This window comes from Pelomonas sp. CA6 (assembly GCF_022549225.1).
Taxonomy (GTDB): domain Bacteria; phylum Pseudomonadota; class Gammaproteobacteria; order Burkholderiales; family Burkholderiaceae_C; genus Roseateles.
Window position 1 is genome coordinate 238,316 of record NZ_JAKZFD010000009.1, and the last position, 17,238, is coordinate 255,553.

Sequence of the window (17,238 nt, forward strand, 5' to 3'; positions counted from 1 at the left end):
CCCGCCCTACTGCAGGCTGCCGCTGCCCGGCGTCTGCTGCGCCGGCGCGGTGAACAGCTCGCCGACGTCCACCGCGTCGAAGTGATACAGGGTGCCGCAGAACTCGCAGCCGATCTCCACGCCGCCGAGTTCGGCCACCACTTCGTCCACCTCGGCGCGGCCCAGCCCCAGCAGCATGTTGCCCACGCGCTCGCGCGAGCAGGTGCAGGCAAAGCGCGGACGCAGCGGCTCGAAGCGCTGCAGCGACTCCTGCCAGAACAGGCGGCGCAGCACGGTTTCCGCGTCCAGGCTGAGCAGCTCCTCGGGCTTGAGCGTGGACGCCAGCATGCTGATGCGGTGGTAGGCGTCCTCCAGTTCCTCGCGCCGTGCGCTGGACTGCCCTTCCAGATTGGCCTCGCCCTCCAGCGGCAGGCGCTGGATCAGCAGCCCCGCGGCCAGCTGTTCGTTGGCCGCCAGCACCAGCGTGGTCTCCAGCTGCTCGGACTGGCGCATGTAGTGCTGCAGCACCTCGGCCAGCGTCGGCAGGCCCTGGCCCTGCGCGTCCTGCAGCGGCACCACGCCCTGGTAGGGCTGCTGGCCGGGCAGCCGGTCCTTGGGGTCCAGCGTGATCGCGCAACGGCCCTGGCCGTGCGCGTTCATCAGCGCCTGCAGGTCGCCCTCGGCGGGCAGCTCGCCGCGCGCCTTCAGCGTGGCGCGGAAGCTCAGATCGTGCTGCACCTCGGCCACGGCCAGCTTCAGCGGACCGTCGCCCAGCACCTGGAAGACCAGCGCGCCATTGAACTTGATGTTGGACTGCATCAGCACCGCGGCCGCGGTCATCTCGCCCAACAGCGACTGCAGGGCCGGGGGCAGCGCCTCCTGGCGGCGGCTCAGCAGCTCGCGCCAGCCTTCTTCCAGCCGCACCAGCATGCCGCGCACCGGCAAGCCCTGGAACAGGAACTTGTGCAGTTCACTCATGGACATTCTTCCTCGTACTCAAATCACTCATTCGTTGTCGCCGTCGATACGTTCCAGGTCGGCGGCATAGCGCCGGCCATTGCTCACATAGTGGGCGGCACTGGCGGCCAGGCCGGCGATCTGTTCGGGCGTCAGCGGGCGCACCACCTTGGCCGGGCTGCCCATGATCAGGCTGCCGTCCGGAAACTCCTTGCCCTCGGTCACCAGCGAACCGGCACCGACCAGGCAGTTTGCCCCGATGCGCGCACCATTGAGCACGACCGCGCCGATGCCGATCAGCGCGTTGTCGCCCACGGTACAGCCGTGCAACATCACCTGGTGGCCCACGGTCACGTGGCGGCCCAGCCTCAGCGGGAAGCCGGTGTCGGCATGCAGCACACTGCCGTCCTGGATGTTGCTTCCGGCGCCGATGTGGAGGTGGTCGCTGTCGCCGCGCAGCACGGCGTTGAACCAGATGCTGACATCCTCCTCCAGCGTGACCCGGCCCACGACCTGGGCGCTCTCGGCCACCCAGACGCCGTCCGCCAGCTCGGGCACATGCTCGCCCAGTTTGTAGATCGCCATCCCGTCCGTCCTTTCGACTGCGCGGATTGAAAGGGCCGCATTCTCCGCGATGCCGCCGCCCCGCGCCGTGGGGTCGGCGGCGAATGTCCCACCGCCGACAAGGCAAGGGCCAACCCGCTGTCGGGAAACTTGACAAAAATACGGTGGACCGGGCCCCAAGGCGGCATCGCTCCTCCTCGCTGGTCCACGGCCTCCCCTCTAAAGATGTGCGCCAAACGATCAAGAAACTCGAATTAGGCACGGGTATTGCTTGACATCAAGCACGAGCCCCCAAGCTTGGTTGTCCGCCAGGAAGGCTCGCAAGGAGAATGTCGTGAAGACCCGCATGCTGTCCGCTCTGGCCCTGGCCGTGAGCGCTCTTTCCGCCCAGGCCGCCCCGGTGATCGATCTGGCCAACACCGGCTACTTCACCTACGGCAACACCAACTCCTACTCGCTGCCGCTGGCGGGCATCGACTATGCGTCGACGCCCGGACAGATCAAGGATTCCGTGGTGATCTACACCGGTGCGGGTGGCCAGGACGTCAACACCAACGCCGCGGGCTTCGACAACGCCTATGGCGCGCCCGGCCCCAATGTCCTGTACTCCAGCATCAATGGCTCGGTGAACCTCGGCAATCCGGGCAACAAGTCCGGCATTGCCAACAACGATGCCAACAGCTGGGATGCCAACCTGCTGTCGCTGAAGTCCTATCTGAACGGCGGCACCGCGCTGTTCATGTTCAACAACAACGACACGGGTGCGGACCAGAGCCTGGCCATCTGGGGCAAGGTCTGGCTGACCGACCCCAACGGCGGCGTCTACAACAACCGCTACCTCTACCTGAGCAACCAGGGCGCCGCCTATGGCGCCGGCGGCACGCCGCTGGGCGATGCGACGATCTACAACCCCGGCAATGTCACGACGCCCAGCACCGGCTTCGCGAGCACCGATTACGTGCTGTCGGGTGGCAACGTGAACGGCGTCAACCACAACCTGGGCGCCGACCATGTGGCCTACGCCGCCGATTTGCCACTGCTGAACCAGTGGCTGGACACCCTGTTCGCCCAGTCGGACAACGTGCTGTCCAACTACACGCTGCACATGGACCTGCGGCTGGGCTGCATCAGCGCCACGGCCTGGGGCGGCACCTGCGACAGCGTGATGATCGACAACGGCTACGAGCAGCTGTTCCTGATCTCCAATGAGCGCACGCCGCCCAACCAGGTGCCCGAGCCGGCGACGCTGGGCCTGGCGGGCCTGGCCCTGCTGGGCGCCGGCCTGGCACGGCGCCGCCGCAGCGGCCGCTGAACCCACGCGGCGTCCACCGCCTCCAGCAAGGCCCGCCTCCGCGCGGGCCTTCTTCATGGGCGCGACCGTGGGTCGGAGAACGTCGGCCGGCGCAAGGCACAATGCGGCCCGATGGAAGCCCGCCAACGCGCGCTGGCCATTCTGCGAGTCACAGCCCCCGCCGAGAAGGCCGCGCAGGCGCGCGAGCTGCAGGCAGCGCTGATGCAGGGCCTGCGCCTCGACCCCACGATCCGCCTCGATGAACCGGATGGCCTGCCGGGCCGGCCTGCCCTGCCGCGCCTGGTGACGGCGGTGCAGGTGCCGTCGCGCTCGCCCTTCACGACCGAGGGCCGCGCCGCGCTGCTGCATGCCATCGCGCACATTGAGTTCAACGCGATCAACCTGGCGCTGGACGCCGTCTGGCGCTTCCCCGGCATGCCGGAGGACTTCTACCGCGACTGGCTGCAAGTGGCCGCCGAGGAAGCGCTGCACTTCGGCCTGCTCACCGAACACCTGGCCCTGCTGGGCAAGCACTATGGCGATTACGACGCGCACGACGGCCTGTGGGCCATGGCGCGCCGCACCGAAGGCGACGTGCTGGCGCGCATGGCGCTGGTGCCGCGCACGCTGGAGGCGCGCGGCCTGGACGCCACGCCGCCGCTGCAGGCCAAGCTGGCGCGCGCCGGCGACGCACGCGCCGTCGAAATCCTGGACGTGATCTTGCGCGACGAGGTCGGCCACGTGCGCATCGGCAATCGCTGGTACCGCCACCTGTGCCGCGAGCGCGGGCTGGACCCGCTGGCGCTTTACCCGGAGCTGGTGCGGCGCTATGAAGCGCCACGCCTGCGCGCCCCCTTCAACCTCGAGGCCCGCGAAGCGGCCGGCTTCAGCCCCGAGGAAATCGCCTACCTGTCCGCCGAGTTCCGATGACCCGCATCCAAGCCAACCTGCTGCTGACCGTGATCGCGATGATCTGGGGCTCCGCCTTCGTGGCGCAGAGCCACGGCATGGCCGACGTCGGCCCCATGATGTTCACCGGCGTGCGCTTCCTCATCGGCGCGCTGGTCGTGCTGCCCTTGATCGTGCTCGAACGACGCCGTCCGGACGCGCGCCCGCTGCGCCGCGCCGACGGTGGAAAGATCGCCGGGCTGGGCCTGCTGCTGCTGCTGGGCGCCGCGCTGCAGCAGGTCGGCATCAAGTACACGACCGTGACCAACGCCGGCTTCCTGACCGCGCTGTACGTGCCGCTGGTGCCGGTGCTGGGCTGGCTGCTGCTGCGCCATGTGCCGCACTGGTCGGTCTGGCCCGGCGCGCTCGCCTGCCTGGTGGGCGCCTTCCTGCTGTCGGGGGCGCACGAGCTTCAGGTGGGGCTGGGCGATGCCTGGGTAATTGCATCCGCGCTGCCGTGGGCGGTCCATGTGCTGCTGGTCGGCCGCGTCGCCGACCGCCTGGCCTCGCCCTTCGCGGTGGCGGGCGGACAGTTCCTGGTCTGCGGCCTGGTCGCGCTGCTGTGGGCCCTGGCCTTCGAACCTTGGAGCCTGGCGGGTCTGCGCGCCGCGGCCTGGCCGCTGCTGTACACCGGTGTGATGTCGGTGGGCGTGGCCTTCACGGCCCAGGTCGTGGCGCAGCGCCATGCGCATGCGGCCGACGCCGCCATCATCCTCAGCTCCGAAACCCTGTTCAGCGCACTGTTCGGCTACTTCCTGATGGGCGACCGCCTGGCGCCGCTGGGCCTGCTGGGCTGCGGCCTGATCCTGGGCAGCATGCTGCTGGTGCAGTTGCTGCCCATGTGGCAGGCCCTGCGCCCCGCCCGCGCCACGTCGCACGCGCAAACCTAGGGTTTGCCCTATGTCATAGGGTTTTCACTTAGTCCTGGCACAGTCCATCGCAACGCAGCACCGACTGCCCGCGATAACAACACGTCAGGAAAGGAAACCCCATGAGCCAACTGCCCCACTTCATCGCCACCTCGCAGCGCTACCTGCAGCTGAACAGCGTGGCGGCCCAGCCGCCGCGTGCCACCCGGGTCGAGCCGGTGGCCTTCGCGCTGATCATCGCCGGCTTCGGGCTGACCGCGCTGCTGGCCGTGCTGGGTGCCTGAGCGCCCCGGGGCCGAACCGGGCCTCAGTCTTCCAGCGGAAACGCGCTGGTTTTCTTCACGGTGCGCAGCACCAGCATGGAATTGGCCCGGGCCACGCCCGGCAGCTGCATCAGGACCTGGCTGTGGAAGCGCTCCAGGTCCTCGGCGTCGCGGTAGGCAAAGCGCAGCAGGTAGTCGTTGCTGCCGGCCACGTAGAAGCAGTCCAGGATCTCCGGCGCGTCCTTCACCGCCTGCTCGAAGGCCGCCAGCGCCGCGGGCGTCATGCGTTCCACGTTGACGATGGTGTAGCTGGTACCGGGCCGTCCGATGGCCTTGGGGTTGAGCAGCGCCACCACGCGGTCCACCACCCCCGACTCCTCCAGCCGCTTGACGCGGCGCAGGCAGGCCGACGGCGACAGGTGCACACGCTGGGCCAGGTCCTGGTTGGCGATGCGGGCGTCCTGCTGCAAATGGGTCAGGATGGCGCGGTCAATCGCATCCAGTTGCACGGCGTTCGTCATGGGCGCAATTCTGCGTCAGATCGATTCGGGTTGGCGCGCCTGGATTGCAAATCGACCGCCTCCGCCCTGGCACAACGCCGCCCGATTGCGCGCCGCTTTGCCTAGACTTCAGCGCACTCATCGCCGCTGGAGCTCCCATGACCACCCCCCATGACGCCGCGCTGGACGCCTACTGGATGCCGTTCACGGCCAACCGCCAGTTCAAGAAATCGCCGCGCCTGCTGACCCGTGCCGATGGCATGTACTTCACCGACGACCGCGGCCGCCAGGTGCTGGACGGGATCGCCGGCCTGTGGTGCGTCAACGCCGGCCACAACCGGCCGCGCATCGTGCAGGCCATCCAGCAGCAGGCCGCGGAGCTGGACTTCGCGCCGCCCTTCCAGATGGGCCATCCCAAAGCCTTCGAGCTGGCCACGCGCCTGGCCGACATCAGCCCGGCGGGCATGAACAAGGTCTTCTTCACGAATTCCGGCTCGGAGTCGGTGGAGACGGCGCTGAAGATCGCGCTGGCCTACCACCGCGCGCGCGGCGACGGCCAGCGCACCCGGTTGATCGGCCGCGAGCGCGGCTACCACGGTGTCAACTTCGGCGGCATCTCGGTGGGCGGCATGGTGGCCAACCGCAAGATGTTCGGCGCGCTGCTGGCCGGTGTGGACCACATCCGCCACACCCACGATCCGGCCCGCAACGCTTTCAGCCAGGGGCAGCCGGCGCATGGCGCCGAGTTCGCCGACGAGCTGGAGCGCCTGGTCACGCTGCACGACGCCTCCACCATCGCCGCAGTGATCGTCGAACCGGTGGCCGGCTCCACTGGCGTGCTGGTGCCGCCGCAGGGCTATCTGCAGCGCCTGCGCGAGATCTGCGACCGCCACGGCATCCTGCTGATCTTCGACGAGGTCATCACCGGCTTCGGCCGCACCGGCCAGGCCTTCGCAGCCCAGACCTTCGGCGTCACGCCCGACCTGATGACGGTGGCCAAGGGCCTGACCAATGGCTGCGTGCCCATGGGCGCGGTCATCGCCAGTGAACACGTGCACGCGGCCTTCATGCAGGGCCCCGAGCATCTGATCGAGTTCTTCCACGGCTACACCTACTCGGCCCATCCGCTGGCCTGCGCGGCCGGCCTGGCGACGCTGGACACCTATGCCGAGGAGGGGCTGCTGACGCGCGCCAGCGAACTGCAGCCGGCCTTCGCCGAGATGCTGCATTCGCTGCGCGGCGAGCCGCATGTGATCGACGTGCGCAACATCGGCCTGGTCGGCGGCGTCGAGCTCAGCCCGAGACCCGGCGAGCCGACCAAGCGCGCCTTCGATGTCTTCCTGGACTGCTGGGAACAGGGCGTGCTGATCCGCACCACGGGCGACACCATCGCGCTGTCGCCACCGCTGATCGCCAGCGCCGACGAGCTGCAGCGCATGGTCGAGTCCCTGCGCACGGCACTGCGCCGCCTGGCCTGAGTTCCCCTACCCGCCCGGCCGGGGCGGCCCTCCCGGGCGGGAGGCGGCCGGGGCTGAGGCATGATGCGCGCCCATGACGTCGTCCCACCCCACCCCGACCATCCCCTGGCTGGCCTATGGCTGCCTGGCCGCCAGCACCAGCCTGGTGGGCAGCTACGTCGGCCTGTCCAAGCTGCTGGTGGCGGTGTTCCCGGTCTTTCTGCTGGCCTGGCTGCGCTTTGGCATCGCCGCGGTGCTGATGGCCGGCTGGCTGCGCGCGCCGCGCGGCGCCACGCCGCTGGCGCCGCGCACGCGCGGGCTGCTGTTCCTGGAATCCTTCATCGGTAACTTCCTCTTCTCCATCTGCCTGCTCTTCGGACTGCGCCAGAGCTCCGCCGTGGTCGCCGGCGTGGTGATGGCGGGTATCCCGGCGGCCGTGGCGCTGCTGAGCTGGCTGCTGCTGCGCGAGCGCATCGCCGGGCGCGTGCTGGCCGGCATCGCGCTGGCGGTGGGCGGCATCGGGCTGGTGGCGCTGCAGCGCCACGACGGCAGCGCCACCGGCGGCAGCCCCTGGGGGCTGGCGCTGCTGCTGGCCGCGGTGTTCTGCGAGGCGAGCTACGTGGTCATCGGCAAGAAGCTGACGCAAGACCTGACCCCGCGACGCATCAGTGCGCTGATCAACCTGTGGGGGCTGGTGCTGGTCACGCCACTGGGCCTGTGGCAGGCGCTGCAATTCGACTTCGGCGCGGTGCGCCCTGGCCTCTGGGGCTTGCTGGGCTTCTACGCCGCGGCGGCCAGCATGGTCACGGTCTGGCTGTGGATGCGCGGGCTGCAGCAGGTCGCCGCGTCGCGGGCCGGGGTCTTCATGGTGTTCCTGCCACTGGCCACCGCGCTGGTGGGGCTGGTGTTTCTGGGCGAGCGCATCACGCCGGTGCAGGCCCTGGCCTATGCGTTGGCGCTGGCCGGCGTGCTGCTGGCCACCTGGCCCGATCGGCGCGGCGCGCCCCAGGCGATGGGCGGCCACGCAAAAGTGATGGGCTGAGCGGGGCGGCGACGGCCGCCATGCCCTAGCATCGCGGTTTCGCCTCCCACGAACCGCAAGAACCGACCATGTCCGCGACGACCGACCACCCCACCCATCTGCGCATCCACCAGTTCGCCGGCCTGAAGCCCGGCCCGCGCCTGCTGGTGACGGGCGCCGTGCATGGCAACGAGGTGGCCGGCGTCGGCGCGATCCAGCGCGTGATGGATCTGCTGGACCGCGGCGAGCTGACCCTGCTCAAGGGCACGCTGACGATGATTCCCATCGTCAACCCGCTGGCCCACCGCCTGCAGCGCCGCGAGGGCGAGCGCAACCTGAACCGCAATCTGCGCGTGAACCCCATCCCGCAGGACTTCGAGGACCGCGTCGCCAACCAGCTCTGCCCCTGGCTGGCGGCCAGCGACGTGCTGCTGGACTTGCACAGTTTCAACAACCCCGGCCCCGCGTTCGCGATGCTGGGCCCGCGCGACAACGACGGCGATCTGGAACCCTTCCGCCACGAGAAGGCCGAGGGCCAGCTGGCGCTGGCGGTGGGCACGCAGCGCATCGTCGAGGGCTGGCTCTCCACCTATGCGCTGGGACTCAAGCGCCGCGCCGAGAAAAGCGGCGACGGCTCGCGCCGCCAGGCGCTGCAGCAGGACCCGCACTACGGCGTGGGCACGACCGAGTACATGCGCGCCCAGGGCGGCTACTGCATCACGCTGGAATGTGGCCAGCATGCCGACCCGGCGGCCCCCGAGGTCGCCTTCCGGGCCATCCTGCGCACCCTGGTGCTGCTGGGCCTGGTGGCGCCCGGCTGCGTGGAGCCGGCCGACCCGGCGCGGCCGGTGGAGCTGCTGCAGCTGTACGAGGTGATCGACCGCGACCATGCCGACGACCGCTTCGAGCGCCAATGGGCCAGCTTCGACCCCGTGGTCCAGGGCCAGCGCATCGGCACGCGCGCGGACGGCAGCCCGGTGCTGGCGCCGGCCGATGGCCGCATCGTCTTCCCCAACGACAAGGCGCAACCCGGCCACGAGTGGTTCTACCTGGCAAAGCCCAGCGACCGCCAACTGGGTTGAGCGACGCGCTACAGTGCCCCGCATGACGACCCCCGCCCCCCTGCGAATCGACTTCGTCTCCGACGTGGTCTGCCCCTGGTGCGCGATCGGCCTGAAGTCTCTGGAACAGGCGCTGGCGCGCCTGCCCGAGCTGAAGGTCGAGCTGCATTTCCAGCCCTTCGAACTGAACCCGCAAATGCCGCCCGAAGGCGAGGAGATCGAGGAGCACCTGACGCGCAAATACGGCTCCACGCCGGCCCAGCGCGAGCAGATCCGCGAAACCATACGCCAGCGCGGCGAGGCGCTGGGCTTCGTGTTCACCAAGGGCGCGCGCGACCGCATCTACAACACCTTCGACGCCCACCGGCTGCTGCACTGGGCCGGCCTGCAGGGCTCGCAGGCCCAGCGCGACCTGAAGATGGCGCTGCTGACCTGCTATTTCACCGAAGGCCGCAACCCCGGCGACCGCGCCGTGATCCTGGACGCGGTGCAGCGCGCCGGGCTGGACGTGCAGGCCGCGGCCCAGGTGTTCGACCAGCGCCAGTTCGCCGACGAGGTGCTGGACGCCGAGTCCGACTGGCATGCCAAGGGCATCAGCTCGGTGCCCGCCATCGTGATCGACGGGCGCTACCTGATCCAGGGCGGGCAGCCGCCCGAGGCTTTCGAGCAGGCGCTGCGCCAGATCGCGCAGGAAGCCGCCGGCACGGCGCAGGGCTGAATTTCCGCGCTGATCCGGCAAGGCCGGGATTGCCCGTGCCCTGCTTGAGAGACAATCCTTCCCGTTGATCCGGGGCCCACGCATGGCGTGCCGGCCCCGTTTTCTTTTGGCCAGAGCGCGCCCCCCGGCCCCGCCGTTTGCATCCGCCTCCGGGTGGGCAGGAACGCCGGGGCGACCCTTTGTTTTCTTGAGAGCACGATGTTCAAGAACCTGATCGTCTATCGCATCGCTGCCGATTGGCAGCCTTCCCCCGAGGCCCTGGAAGATGCGCTGGAGGCCGAGCGCTTCCAGTCCTGCGGCGCCACCCAGGCGCTGTCGCTGGGCTGGGTGCCGCCGCGCGGCGAACCCGGCGCCGCGCTGCTGGAGCAGGTGGACACGCACTGGCTGCTGACCCTGCGCCAGGAGCGCCGCGTGCTGCCCGGCGCGGTGCTGCGCCGCCACGTCGAGGAGATGGCCCAGCGCATCGAGCAGGAAACCGGCCGCAAGCCCGGCAAGAAGCAGATGAAGGACCTGAAGGAGGAGGCGGCGCTGGAGCTGCTGCCGCGCGCCTTCACCCAGCAGTCGCACCAGCGCGTGTGGATCTCGCCGCGCCAGGGCCTGCTGATGGTCGATGCCGGCTCCATCAGCAAGGCCGACGAGCTGATCAGCCTGCTGATCAAGGCCGACCCCGGGCTGAACCTGCACCTGCTGCAGTCGGCCGAATCCCCGGCCGCCTGCATGGCCGCCTGGCTGATGGACAGCGTGCCGCCCGAGCATCTGGTGATCGACCGCGAATGCGAGCTCAAGAGCGCGGACGAAATGAAATCCGCGGTGCGCTACGCCCGCCACAACCTGGACATCGACGAGGTGCGCGCCCACCTGACCAGCGGCAAGATGCCGACGCGGCTGGCACTGACCTGGCGCGAGCGGGTCTCGTTCACGCTGACCGACACGCTGCAGATCAAGAAGATCAGCTTCCTGGACATCGTCTTCGAGGGCCGCGACAAGCCGGCCAAGGACGAGGCCTTCGATGTCGACGCGGCGCTGGCCACCGGCGAGCTGAGCCGGCTGATCCCGGACCTGATCGAGGGGCTGGGCGGCGAGCTGAACTTCGCCGAGGCCGCGCTGCAGGGCAGCCATCCGCAGCAGACGCGCGACGGCGAACGCGGCGGCGGCGCGGATGCGGCCACCACCACCGGCCCGGGCACCGAGGCCGCGCTGGCCCAGGCCGCCGACGAACTGCCGCCCTGGGCCTGAGCTCCGACGCCGGAACGGCCCGGGGTCTCAGTCCAGGTCCAGCTCCCCCTGCTGGCCCGCCCACTGCCCGGTGGCGCGGGCCTCCAGGCGCAACAGCTTTTCCTTGGTGATCGCGCCGCCATGGGCCGAGAAGCCGCCCAGCCCGGCCCGCGACCCACGCCCCGGCAGCACGCGATGGCAGGGCACGATGGGCGCGAAGGGATTCAGCCCCATGGCCTGGCCCACCGCGCGCGCGGCGTGGGGACTCTTCAGCAAGGCCGCCAGTTCGCCATAGCTGCGCGTCTGGCCCTGCGGGATCTGGCGCGCCAGCAGGTACAGCGCGGTCTGGAAGGGCGACAGCCCGCGCTCGTCCAGCGGCAGCGTGGCCAGGCCGGGCGCCGGCTCGCCGGCCATCAAGGCCTTCAGCTGGACCATGGCGTCGGCGACGAAGGCCGGCACCGCGTCGCCCTCGGCGCAGCGCTGCGCGCTGGGAAAGCGCTGACGCATGCGATCGCGAGTCTCGCCGCGCGTGGCCTCGGGCAGCTGCGACCCCACCAGCCCCTGCGCCGACCAGGCCAGCCCGCACAGCCCCAGCCGGGTCTCGACGCAGAGCCAGTACAGCGGACCGCGCGGATCGGCCGAGGCCGGATCACCCATCATCCCGCCCGCCCCCGGATAGGCCGCTGCGGCGGTCACGCGACATGCCGCGCCTGCGCGAGGACCTGGGCCTCCTGGCGCGCCGCGCTGGCCCGGGCCCGCACCTCGGCCGGCGGCAGCGCCTTCAGATGGTGGTCGCTCCACACCTGGCGCCAGCGGCGCGCGCCGGGCAGGCCGTTGTACAGCCCCAGCGCATGGCGCATGGCCTGCGGCCAAGGCCGACCGGCGGCCTGCTGGGCCTCCAGGTAGCGCACCCAGCGCGCCTCGACCGCCTCGCGCCCGTCGGCCGGGCCGGGCTCGCCGAAGAAGCGCCCGTCCCAGCCGGCCATCTGCCAGGGCTCGTGATAGGCCTGCCGGCCCACCATCACGCCGTCCACCTGCTGCAGCTGTTCGGCGATCTCGTCGTCGCTCTTCAGTCCACCGTTGATCACGATGGTGAGATGCGGAAACTCGCGCTTGAGCCGGTGCACCAGCGCGTAGCGCAGCGGCGGGATGTCGCGGTTCTCCTTGGGGCTCAGCCCCTGCAGCCAGGCGTTGCGGGCATGGACGATGAAGACCTCGCAGCCAGCCTCGGCCACCTGGCCGACGAAATCGCGCACGAACTCGTAACGCTCGATCTTGTCGATGCCGATGCGGTGCTTGACCGTCACCGGGATGTCCACCGCATCGCGCATGGCCTTCACGCCATCGGCCACCAGCTGCGGCTCGGCCATCAGGCAGGCGCCGAAGGCGCCGCGCTGCACCCGCTCGCTGGGGCAGCCGCAGTTCAGGTTCACCTCGTCATAGCCCCAGCGCTGTGCCAGCCGCGCGCAGGCCGCCAGATCCTGTGGCTCCGAACCGCCCAGCTGCAGCGCAACCGGATGCTCCTCGGGATTGAAGTCCAGGTGGCGGGGCTGATCGCCGTGCAGCAGCGCGCCGGTGGTCACCATCTCCGTATACAGCCGCGTGCGGCGGGTCAGCAGCCGGTGGAAGTAGCGGCAATGCCGGTCGGTCCAGTCCAGCATGGGCGCCACACTCAGGCGCCAGGGCGAGGGGCTGGAAGTTTCTTGAGGGTTCACAACGCTGTGCAGGGTCCAAATCGATGGGGAGCGGCGAGCTTGCCCCGGCACGCATCGCGCGGCCGCGTCACAGGCTCCCCGCCCGCTTCCACCCCGGCGGGGTGAGAACGGACGAAAGCGCGATTTTCTCAGAGTCCGGAATCCCCGGCCGCCCGCGGGCACGGTGGCGCGCGCACGACAGGCCTGTCCCGGATCTGCCCGATTTTTTGATCTGGATGAAGGTGGAGATATTGCGAATCGTTACCATTCGCACAATCAAATCACAAGCACAACCATGGTCCTCACAGCCCGTTCGTGGGGCGGCGCGGCCCTGCGCGTCGTCCGCGCCGTCGTCCGTCCCCGCCCTCACCCACACCTCGCCCCACATCGTCCCCATGCCCGCCCGCCGGGCGCGCTGCTGGCCCTGCTGCTGAGCGCCACGCTCGCGGCCTGCGGCGGTGGCGGAAGCTCGGCCGGGGAAGCGCCGACCCAGGCTCAGGCCCTCAGCTCACGCGCCCAGCTCGGCGAGAAGCTCTTCAAGGACCCCAGCCTCTCCGGATCGGGCCGCCAGGCCTGCATCAGCTGCCATGTGCCCGAGACCGGCCATGCGGGCGCGCTCAACGGCAAGCCCACCGAGCCCGGCGGGACCGCGCTGGAACTGGAGGGCGGACGCACCGCCCCCAGCCTGCGCTACCTCGCCACCAACACCCCCTTCGGCTACGACAAGGAGGGCACGCCCACCGGCGGCTTCTTCTGGGACGGACGCGCCACCAGCCTGATGGACCAGGCCGGCAAGCCATTCTTCAATCCCAAGGAGATGGCCAACGCCAGCGTGGAAGAGCTGATCGGCCGCGTCGCCCGCGCCAGCTATGCCGCCGAGTTCCAGAAGGAGTTCGGCGCCGACATCTTCAAGAAGCCGGCCGATGCACTGCAGCGCGTGCAGCTGGCGCTGCAGGCTTACCAGCTGGAGGACATCCAGTTCCGCCCCTATAGCAGCAAGTACGACGAGTTCCTGCGCGGCCGCGCGGCGCTGAGCGATCAGGAGTTGCGCGGGCTGGCCTTGTTCAACGCCGTGGACAAAGGCAACTGCGCGGCCTGCCACCCCTCCGCCAAAGGCGCGGACGGCAGCTTCCCGCTGTTCACCGACTTCACCTACGACGCCCTGGGCGTGCCGCGCAACCCGGCCTTGAGTCAGAACGCCGATCCCGCGTTCTACGACCTCGGCCTGTGCGCGCGCGACGGCGGCGATCTGCTGGCGCGCCAGGATCTCTGCGGCGCCTTCAAGGTGCCCTCGCTGCGCAACGTGGCGCTGCGCAAGGCCTTCTTCCACAACGGCAGGTTCAGCAGCCTGCGCGACGTGGTGGCCTTCTACGTGGAGCGCGACGTCTACCCCGAGAAGTGGTATCCGCGCCTGAGCGACGGCAGCGTCGACAAGTTCAACGACCTGCCACCCGCGCTGCGCGCCAACGTCAACACCACCGAAGGTCCGTACAACCGCGTGCCCGGCCAGGCGCCGGCGCTCAACGATCGCGAGATCGACGACGTGGTGGCCTTCCTGCGCACCCTCAGCGACGGCTACGCCCGCTGACACCCCCGCCATTCCGACTCTGGATTCCCCGACCATGAAGAAAACCACCCTCCCCCTGCTCAGCACGCTGGGCCTTGGCCTGTTGCTGGCCTTTTCGCCCGCGCAGGCCGAGACCGCGACCGAGCAGGAACTGCTGCGCCGTGTCGACCAGCTGGCCGCCGAGCTGAACAAGCTGCGCGCCGAGCTGGCCCAGGTCCAGCAGCAACGGGCCGCCGAAGCGGCCCGGCCCGCTGCGGCCACTGCGCCCGCGGTGGCCACGGCCGCCGCACCCGCCGCGGCCGAGGAGCCGCGCCCCGCCGCCGCGCCGGCCACGGTGCTCAGCGGCTATGCGGAACTGAACTACAACCGCCCCACCAAGAAGAGCCAGGACGCCCAGGCCGACCTGCGCCGGCTGGTGCTGGGCTACCAGCACCGCTTCGACGAGAAGACCAAGGTCGTCGCCGAAATCGAGATCGAGCACGCCGTGGCCTCGTCCAGCGACGCCGGCGAGGTGGCGATCGAACAGGCCTATGTCGAACATCAGTTCCATCCCAACATGGCGTTGCGCGGCGGGCTCTTCCTGGTGCCCATGGGCCTGATCAACGAGAACCACGAGCCGACCGCCTATCTCGGGGTGGAGCGCAACTTCGTCGAGACGGCCATCATCCCCAGCACCTGGCGCGAAGGCGGCCTGCAGCTGGTCGGCCAGCTGGACAGCGGCTGGACCCTGCAGGCCGGGCTGTCCACCGGCTTCGACCTGAACAAATGGGATGCCGGCAGCCGCGAAGGCCGCGAATCCCCGCTGGGCGCCATCCACCAGGAAATGGCGCTCGCACGCTCGCGCGACCTGTCCGTCTTCACGGCGGCCAACTACCGCGGCATTCCGGGCCTGCTGCTGGGCGCCTCGCTCTTCACCGGCAAGGCCACGCACAAGCAGACGGCCATCGAATCGCGCATCACGCTGTGGGACCTGCATGCGCGCTGGACGCCCGGCGCCTGGGACCTGTCGGCGGTCTACAGCCGCGGCAGCATCTCCAACACCGCGGGGCTGAACCTGCCGCTGGTGGGCAAGGACAGCCTCATCCCCTCGCGCTTCGACGGTGCCTACCTGCAGGCCGGCTACAAGCTCTGGGAGCGCGGCAGCTATGTGCTCAAGCCCTTCGCGCGCTGGGAGCGCTTCAACACCGCCGCCGCCTTCGCCGACCTGGGCGCGGGCCTGACGCCGACGGCGCAGGACGCGGAGCAGGTCTGGACCGTCGGCGCCAACTTCGAGTTCGCGCCCGGCGTGGTACTGAAGGCCGACCTGCAGCGCTTCAAGCTGAACAAGGACATGAACCGGGTCAACCTGGGCCTGGGCTGGAGCTTCTGATGCGCCTGAGCCTGGTCGTCCCCGCACTGGTGGCGCTGGCGCCCGCGGGCGCGCTGGCGGTCGACTACATGAGCGCCGAGGCCGCCGCCAAGCTGCTGTTCGCCGAGGCCGACCGCTTCGAGGCGCGCGACTGGCGCCTGGACGCCGCGCAGGCCCAGGCCCTGGCCGCGCAGGGCCTGAAGCCGCGCAGCGGGCCCTGGCGCCTGCGCCTGGCCTACAGGGGCAGCGAGCTGCTGGGCGTAGTGGTCGTCGACGACGTGCTGGGCAAGTTCGAGCTGATCAGCTATGCCGTCGGCGTGGGCATGGACGGCCTGGTGCGCGGCGTGGAGATCCTCGCCTACCGCGAGAGCCATGGCCACGAGGTGCGCATGCCGGCCTGGCGCAAGCAGTTCGTCGGCAAGACCGTCGGCGCGCCGCTGAAGCTGGGGGAGGACATCGCCAACATCTCCGGCGCCACGCTGTCCTGCGGCCATGTGACCGAGGGCGTCAAACGCGTCGTGGCGGTGGTCGATCAGGCGCGGCGCAGCGGTGCGCTGCACTGAGCCCGTGCTGCTGCGACGGGCCCGGCCGGGGCTGGGCACGCTGGTCGAGCTGGCGATCCACCACCCCGAGCGCGCGCGGGGCGAACAGGCCCTGGTCGACGCCTTCGCCCAACTCGACGGCCTGGAGCGCCGGCTGAGCCGCTTCGTCCCGGACAGCGACATCGCCCGCTTCAACGCGCTGCCCGCGGGCCGCGCCATGGCACTGTCGCCCCCGACGCAGCGGGTGCTGGCGGCGGCGGACTGGCTGCGGACCCACAGCCAGGGGCGCTTCGACCTGAGCATGGGCAGCGGCTGCTGGGACTGGCGGCTGCAGGGCGGCCGCCTGTGCAAGCGGGCCGACGGCGTGCAGCTCGACCTGGGCGGCATCGCCAAGGGCTATGTCGTGGACCGGCTGGCCGCGCTGCTGCGCCGGGCCGGCGCGACGGCGGGCAGCGTGAACGCCGGAGGCGACCTGCGCGTCTTCGGCCCCGACCCCGTGCCGCTGCTGCTGCGCGACGAGCAGGCCGGCGGCCTGCGCGAGTTCGGGCATCTGGCCGACGGCGCCTTTGCCAGCAGCCACTACGCCCCGGGCAGCCGCAGCCGCCTGCAGGGGCTGGCCGACGGCGCCGCGGTGCAGGTCGCCGTGGCCGCGCCTTCGGCGCTGTGGGCCGACGCCTTGTGCAAGCTGGCTGGCCTGGGCGTGCTCGACCCCGCGGACGGCGAGCGAGAATCGGCGCTGCTGCAACGCCTGCACGCCCAGGTCTGGACCTGGCGGCGGCGAGCTCCCTGACCCGTCACGCTTCCCGATGCGACCTTCCCTGCTCAAACTGCCCGGATGGCAGAAACGCTGGCTGTACGGCAGCTTTGGCGTCCTCCTGGCCACCGGCACCGCCTGGCTGCTGCTGCACTACGGCCGCGAGGCCGACGCACTGCCTTCCGCGTCCGAGGCCTGGCTGCTGCGCACCCATGGCCTGGCCAGCCTGCTGGGTCTGCTGAGCCTGGGCATGGTCATCGGCAGCCATGTGCCCGCCGGCTGGCGGCTCAGCGCGCATGCGGCGCGGCGCCGCCAGCGCCGCAGCGGGCTGTGGCTCGGCGGCTTCGCGGCCGTGGCGGTGCTGTCCGCCTATGCGTTGCTCTACCTGCTGCCCGAGTCCTGGCACGAGGGCACGGGCTGGCTGCATGCGGGCCTGGCCGCCGGCCTGCCGCTGCTCTGGCTCTGGCATCGCCCGCGCCGCTGACCCCGC

The 17,238-nt window shown here is 70.4% G+C and carries 19 protein-coding genes; 14 read left to right on the forward strand and 5 right to left on the reverse strand.

Translation table 11 applies throughout. The features are described 5' to 3' along the window. Positions 1-6 precede the first annotated feature (6 nt). Both LZ017_RS16235 and LZ017_RS16240 read right to left on the reverse strand, forming a co-directional pair. Positions 7-957 (reverse strand): Hsp33 family molecular chaperone HslO, encoded by a 951-nt coding sequence (locus tag LZ017_RS16235; RefSeq protein WP_241397934.1) that lies wholly within the window; start codon positions 955-957, stop codon positions 7-9. A 27-nt stretch (positions 958-984) separates the two neighbouring features. After that, positions 985-1,521, reverse strand: coding sequence for a gamma carbonic anhydrase family protein (locus tag LZ017_RS16240; RefSeq protein ID WP_241397935.1), 537 nt, complete (start codon positions 1,519-1,521; stop codon positions 985-987). Positions 1,522-1,846: 325 nt separating this feature from the next. On the opposite strand from LZ017_RS16240, the gene LZ017_RS16245 reads away from it, so the two are divergent. The 4 genes from LZ017_RS16245 to LZ017_RS16260 all read left to right on the forward strand — a co-directional run bounded on the left by LZ017_RS16245 (position 1,847) and on the right by LZ017_RS16260 (position 4,892). Next, positions 1,847-2,812, forward strand: coding sequence for a PEP-CTERM sorting domain-containing protein (locus LZ017_RS16245; RefSeq protein WP_241397936.1), 966 nt, complete (start codon positions 1,847-1,849; stop codon positions 2,810-2,812). 111 nt (positions 2,813-2,923) lie between these two features. Further along, positions 2,924-3,721, forward strand: a complete 798-nt coding sequence (locus tag LZ017_RS16250) for a ferritin-like domain-containing protein (RefSeq protein WP_241397937.1) — start codon at positions 2,924-2,926, stop codon at positions 3,719-3,721. Beyond that, complete coding sequence (locus tag LZ017_RS16255; protein WP_241397938.1) at positions 3,718-4,629, forward strand: DMT family transporter; 912 nt, start codon at positions 3,718-3,720, stop codon at positions 4,627-4,629. Before LZ017_RS16250 ends, LZ017_RS16255 begins: the two co-directional genes overlap by 4 nt. 101 nt (positions 4,630-4,730) lie before the next feature. Next, positions 4,731-4,892: a hypothetical protein gene (locus tag LZ017_RS16260; RefSeq protein WP_241397939.1), complete on the forward strand. Its 162-nt coding sequence runs from the start codon at positions 4,731-4,733 to the stop codon at positions 4,890-4,892. Positions 4,893-4,915: 23 nt separating this feature from the next. On the opposite strand, the gene LZ017_RS16265 is transcribed toward LZ017_RS16260, so the two are convergent. Then, complete coding sequence (locus LZ017_RS16265) at positions 4,916-5,392, reverse strand: Lrp/AsnC family transcriptional regulator (RefSeq protein ID WP_241397940.1); 477 nt, start codon at positions 5,390-5,392, stop codon at positions 4,916-4,918. Between the two features lie 137 nt (positions 5,393-5,529). On the opposite strand from LZ017_RS16265, the gene LZ017_RS16270 reads away from it, so the two are divergent. The 5 genes from LZ017_RS16270 (at position 5,530) to LZ017_RS16290 (ending at position 10,864) form a co-directional block, all read left to right on the forward strand. Then, positions 5,530-6,849, forward strand: a complete 1,320-nt coding sequence (locus LZ017_RS16270; protein ID WP_241397941.1) for an aspartate aminotransferase family protein — start codon at positions 5,530-5,532, stop codon at positions 6,847-6,849. A gap of 73 nt (positions 6,850-6,922) precedes the next feature. Next, positions 6,923-7,870: a DMT family transporter gene (locus LZ017_RS16275; RefSeq protein ID WP_241397942.1), complete on the forward strand. Its 948-nt coding sequence runs from the start codon at positions 6,923-6,925 to the stop codon at positions 7,868-7,870. A gap of 68 nt (positions 7,871-7,938) precedes the next feature. Then, positions 7,939-8,931: a succinylglutamate desuccinylase/aspartoacylase family protein gene (locus tag LZ017_RS16280; RefSeq protein ID WP_241397943.1), complete on the forward strand. Its 993-nt coding sequence runs from the start codon at positions 7,939-7,941 to the stop codon at positions 8,929-8,931. A gap of 22 nt (positions 8,932-8,953) precedes the next feature. Then, the gene (locus tag LZ017_RS16285) at positions 8,954-9,628 is read left to right on the forward strand and encodes a DsbA family protein (RefSeq protein ID WP_241397944.1); all 675 of its coding nucleotides are present in this window, start codon (positions 8,954-8,956) and stop codon (positions 9,626-9,628) included. Positions 9,629-9,826: 198 nt separating this feature from the next. Continuing rightward, positions 9,827-10,864, forward strand: coding sequence for a recombination-associated protein RdgC (locus tag LZ017_RS16290; RefSeq protein ID WP_241397945.1), 1,038 nt, complete (start codon positions 9,827-9,829; stop codon positions 10,862-10,864). Positions 10,865-10,891: 27 nt separating this feature from the next. Here LZ017_RS16290 and LZ017_RS16295 read toward each other — a convergent pair whose 3' ends face one another. Beyond that, complete coding sequence (locus LZ017_RS16295; protein WP_241397946.1) at positions 10,892-11,539, reverse strand: methylated-DNA--[protein]-cysteine S-methyltransferase; 648 nt, start codon at positions 11,537-11,539, stop codon at positions 10,892-10,894. Then, on the reverse strand, positions 11,536-12,558 hold the full coding sequence (dusA, locus tag LZ017_RS16300; RefSeq protein WP_308194081.1) for a tRNA dihydrouridine(20/20a) synthase DusA: 1,023 nt from the start codon (positions 12,556-12,558) through the stop codon (positions 11,536-11,538). Before dusA ends, LZ017_RS16295 begins: the two co-directional genes overlap by 4 nt. A 274-nt stretch (positions 12,559-12,832) precedes the next feature. Here dusA and LZ017_RS16305 point away from each other — a divergent pair, with 274 nt between their 5' ends. Genes LZ017_RS16305 through LZ017_RS16325 form a run of 5 tightly spaced genes read left to right on the forward strand, consistent with a single transcriptional unit; the run spans position 12,833 to position 17,232 of the window. Beyond that, positions 12,833-14,125, forward strand: coding sequence for a cytochrome-c peroxidase (locus LZ017_RS16305; protein WP_241397947.1), 1,293 nt, complete (start codon positions 12,833-12,835; stop codon positions 14,123-14,125). Positions 14,126-14,159: 34 nt separating this feature from the next. After that, on the forward strand, positions 14,160-15,473 hold the full coding sequence (locus tag LZ017_RS16310; protein WP_241397948.1) for a porin: 1,314 nt from the start codon (positions 14,160-14,162) through the stop codon (positions 15,471-15,473). After that, positions 15,473-16,015: an FMN-binding protein gene (locus LZ017_RS16315; protein WP_241397949.1), complete on the forward strand. Its 543-nt coding sequence runs from the start codon at positions 15,473-15,475 to the stop codon at positions 16,013-16,015. Before LZ017_RS16310 ends, LZ017_RS16315 begins: the two co-directional genes overlap by 1 nt. A 4-nt stretch (positions 16,016-16,019) precedes the next feature. Next, positions 16,020-16,784, forward strand: coding sequence for an FAD:protein FMN transferase (locus tag LZ017_RS16320; protein WP_241397950.1), 765 nt, complete (start codon positions 16,020-16,022; stop codon positions 16,782-16,784). Between the two features lie 16 nt (positions 16,785-16,800). Then, entirely contained in the window at positions 16,801-17,232 is a 432-nt protein-coding gene (locus LZ017_RS16325; protein ID WP_241397951.1) for a hypothetical protein, read from the forward strand. Positions 17,233-17,238: the final 6 nt, after the last annotated feature.